General features: G+C 52.7%; 2 protein-coding genes. One reads left to right on the top strand and one right to left on the bottom strand.

The genetic code is table 11. The features are described from left to right. Window positions 1-207 precede the first annotated feature (207 nt). The gene (locus LLG96_18140) at window positions 208-1665 is read left to right on the top strand and encodes a nicotinate phosphoribosyltransferase (protein ID MCE5252125.1); all 1458 of its coding nucleotides are present in this window, start codon (window positions 208-210) and stop codon (window positions 1663-1665) included. 159 nt (window positions 1666-1824) lie between these two features. On the opposite strand, the gene LLG96_18135 is transcribed toward LLG96_18140, so the two are convergent. Then, window positions 1825-3255 (bottom strand): hypothetical protein, encoded by a 1431-nt coding sequence (locus LLG96_18135; GenBank protein MCE5252124.1) that lies wholly within the window; start codon window positions 3253-3255, stop codon window positions 1825-1827. Window positions 3256-3361 lie beyond the last annotated feature (106 nt).

The raw sequence follows: 3361 nt of genomic DNA, 5'->3' as shown, positions 1-3361 counted from the left end.
GTAACATCTTAAGGAAGTAACATCTTAAGGAAGTAACATCTTAAGGAAGTAACATCTTAAGGAAGTAACATCTTAAGGAAGTAACATCTATAAAAAAGTGTTCTTTAAAATGGTGTGTTGTCAGATGGAAATATTCCGCCTTGACACAGCTTAACGGGAGCATGAAATTACAGAGTACCATGATACGTTTCCGAGGACAGGATACCTTTGAAGAACTTTAATCTATATGGCTCGTCTCCCGTCCTGTTGACCGATCTTTACGAGCTGACCATGGCGTATGGATACTGGAAAACGGGAGTGGAGACAAAAGAGGCCGTTTTCAGCCTTTTTTTCCGTGAACTGCCGTTCGGCGGCGGATACTGCATCGCCTGCGGACTGGAATTGCTCTGTTCGGTTTTCGAGTCATTCCGTTTCGGGGATGATGACTGTGCATATCTGAGAACCCTCCGCGGCAGCGACGGCTTACGGATGTTCGATGACCGGTTTATCGAATATCTTTCCGCCCTGCGGCTGACCTGCGATGTCGATGCCATACCGGAGGGAACGGTTGTTTTTCCCCATGAGCCGCTCGTACGGGTCAGCGGTCCGCTCCTGCAGTGCCAGATTGTCGAGTCGATCGTCCTGAATATCGTCAATTTCCAGACTCTCATCGCCACAAAAGCCGCCCGTATATGCCAGGCGGCGCAGGGAGAGTCGGTCCTCGAGTTCGGTCTCCGACGCGCCCAGGGTTTCGATGGCGCCCTTGCCGCGAGCAGAGCCTCGTACATCGGCGGGTGCGCCGGCACCTCGAACGTCCTTGCGGGAAAGTTGTTCGGGATACCGGTAAAGGGAACTCATGCGCACAGCTGGGTCATGTCGTTCGATGACGAGCTCGAATCGTTTCATGCCTATGCGAGGGCAATGCCCAATAACTGCATTTTTCTCGTCGACACGTATGATACACTCGATGGCGTCCGTAATGCGGTCGAGGCCGGAAAGTGGCTTCGCTCTCATGGGCATTCCATGGCGGGTATCCGTCTCGATTCCGGAGACTTTGTCTCACTGAGCAGGGAGGCGCGGAAAATTCTCGACAGCGCCGGTTTTACCGATGCGGTGATCGTCGGCAGCAACGAGCTCGACGAATACAGGATATCGGAACTGAAGAAACAGGGCGCCCGGATTGCCGTGTGGGGTGTCGGCACACGGCTTGTCACCTCTCATGATTACCCGGCGCTCGGTGGAGTGTACAAGCTGACTGCCGTCCGCCGCCCTGGTGAGCCGTGGCGGTATACTGTCAAGCTTTCGGAAGAGGCCGCCAAAACGACTATTCCCGGTATTGTGCAGGTAAGACGGTATCGTTCGGGAGATTGTTTCGCGTGCGATGTCATGTATGATATCGGGCTCGGTATCGATGACCGTGCAGCGGTCATGCATAGAATTGATGATGGTTCGGCATGTAATATCCCGGAGTACGGCGGAAGCGAGGACCTCCTCGTTCCCGTGCTCAGGAACGGCGAACTCGTTTATACAATCCCGTCGATCGGGGATATTCGGGCACGCGCCGGCAGCCAGCTGTCATGGCTTCCCGATGGAATCAGGCGCCTGAGCGATCCCGATGAGTACCCGGTCGGCCTCGAACCGGAACTTGCGCGTCTGAAAGAAAAACTCGTTCACAAAGCCCGATAGCATCCCGTTTATCTGCGTTGTTTATTGTTACGGCGATTGAACTGTGAAATCGAACGGTGTCATGTCGAACTTGTTTCGGCATCTATTCCAGCTGTAAGTATCTATATTTATTCGCCGGAGCAATAACCACGCTTATTGTATCGTCACAGTCGGACCCGGCTATGCTTCGTTGACCATGGTGATTCCCTTGAACCGGCAGAACCGCGCGAGGTCTTTCGTAAGGTCGCCGTAACAGGTTACCCTGTGGAGTCCGCTCGACCAGTTCTCCCACAATTTTTCAGCGTCGCCGTCAAGCCTGACCGTAATCTTGGTGCGGCAGCCTCTGTCCGTTTCGGGTGTGTCGATTATTTCGCCGGTAAAGTACTGGAGCTTGTCAGCGCCGACAAGTATTGCCTGGGTCACCCTCTGTCCGACTCTCATCCGGGCCTGAATGACAGCGCCCTCCTCTCTTTCCATGATGCTCCGTATCTTGTAAGACAAAGCCTCTCCATTGGGTCCGTCCATCTTTGTCGAGCCAAGGCAGTGAGCGAGAATGATGCTGTTCCGTGACACATCCATGGTCGGGTCGCTCACAAATCCCGGCCTTCCGACCAACCCCTGTAAAATCAGGAATGTCATGGTCGATCTGAGATCGGATTCGCAGATGCCGCCCAGTCCCATGTTGTTGAGCCGGAAAAAGCCGATACAGGGAAAAGCGGGAAGGTTATGATACATGCTCCCGTAACAGTCGACAGTCATTACTGTGGCGTCGTTTTCTTTTAAAAGCTTCTGAAATGCGAGCGCCAGTTTGCAGGATTTGAAGATTTCTTCTCTCGATGGCTCGATAACTTTTTCGGCGCCGCTGATCAGGGCCTCCGTTTCTGTTTCCACATCGCTGTCGGGAATACCCGTATAGGTTTCGAGCACCTGCGTGCGGCCTATCGTCTGTATGTCGGTCCCGAACGTTTTTTTGATGCTGTTCAGATAGTCTGCGGACGGCTCTGTGGCGGTTACATTGAGTATCCGGGCATTCTTCAGATGGTGGATAGCCCTGAACGGCCGTACCGCGACAGCCAGATCCTTATAGTCGCCCGTCAGGAGGCAATCCATCAACACTCCCTGCTCCTGGTTCCGCAGGGCGCCGAACTGGGTCCACTCATGACCCGAATAGGGGACGGCGAATACGATTGTCGGTTTCCCCGCTTTCAGAATTTCCTGGAGTATGGGCATAATACCGAGCTGAAGGTGGATGACGAGAATTCCATCGGCATCGCTCAGTTTTTTGCTCATTGCGGCGATCTGGTCGGGAGATGTGATAAGACGGCTTTCGATAAAATCGATGTCTGCCAGCTCATCGTGCAATTGGGCGAATTCCGTTTCATAGGCGATCATCTCTTTCTGGAGGTCCAGTTTCGGTTTCGGCCATAATCCAGAGGGATTCGCGCAATAGAGTTTGCAGACGCGGACGGATGATTTCCCGGAGATCGAGTGTACGTATTCCGGATTCTTTTGATCTGTCGTATCCGCGAAAACGGACGGGCTCCTGAGACTCAGAGCGGTTCCCACGGAGGCGGTTTTCAGAAATACTCTTCGGCTGAAGCTGTTTTTCATCGCATCCTCCTTGTGGCGTAAAAATTATAATTACTGATCAGAACTGACGGTTAAACTACTGAGTACCTTTTATTTGCAGTAGAATATGATAGTTGCCACTCTTAAC

It is taken from the genome of bacterium (assembly GCA_021372535.1).
Taxonomy (GTDB): Bacteria; Latescibacterota; Latescibacteria; order Latescibacterales; family Latescibacteraceae; genus JAFGMP01.
This window is presented reverse-complemented; position numbering and strand designations above follow the sequence as displayed.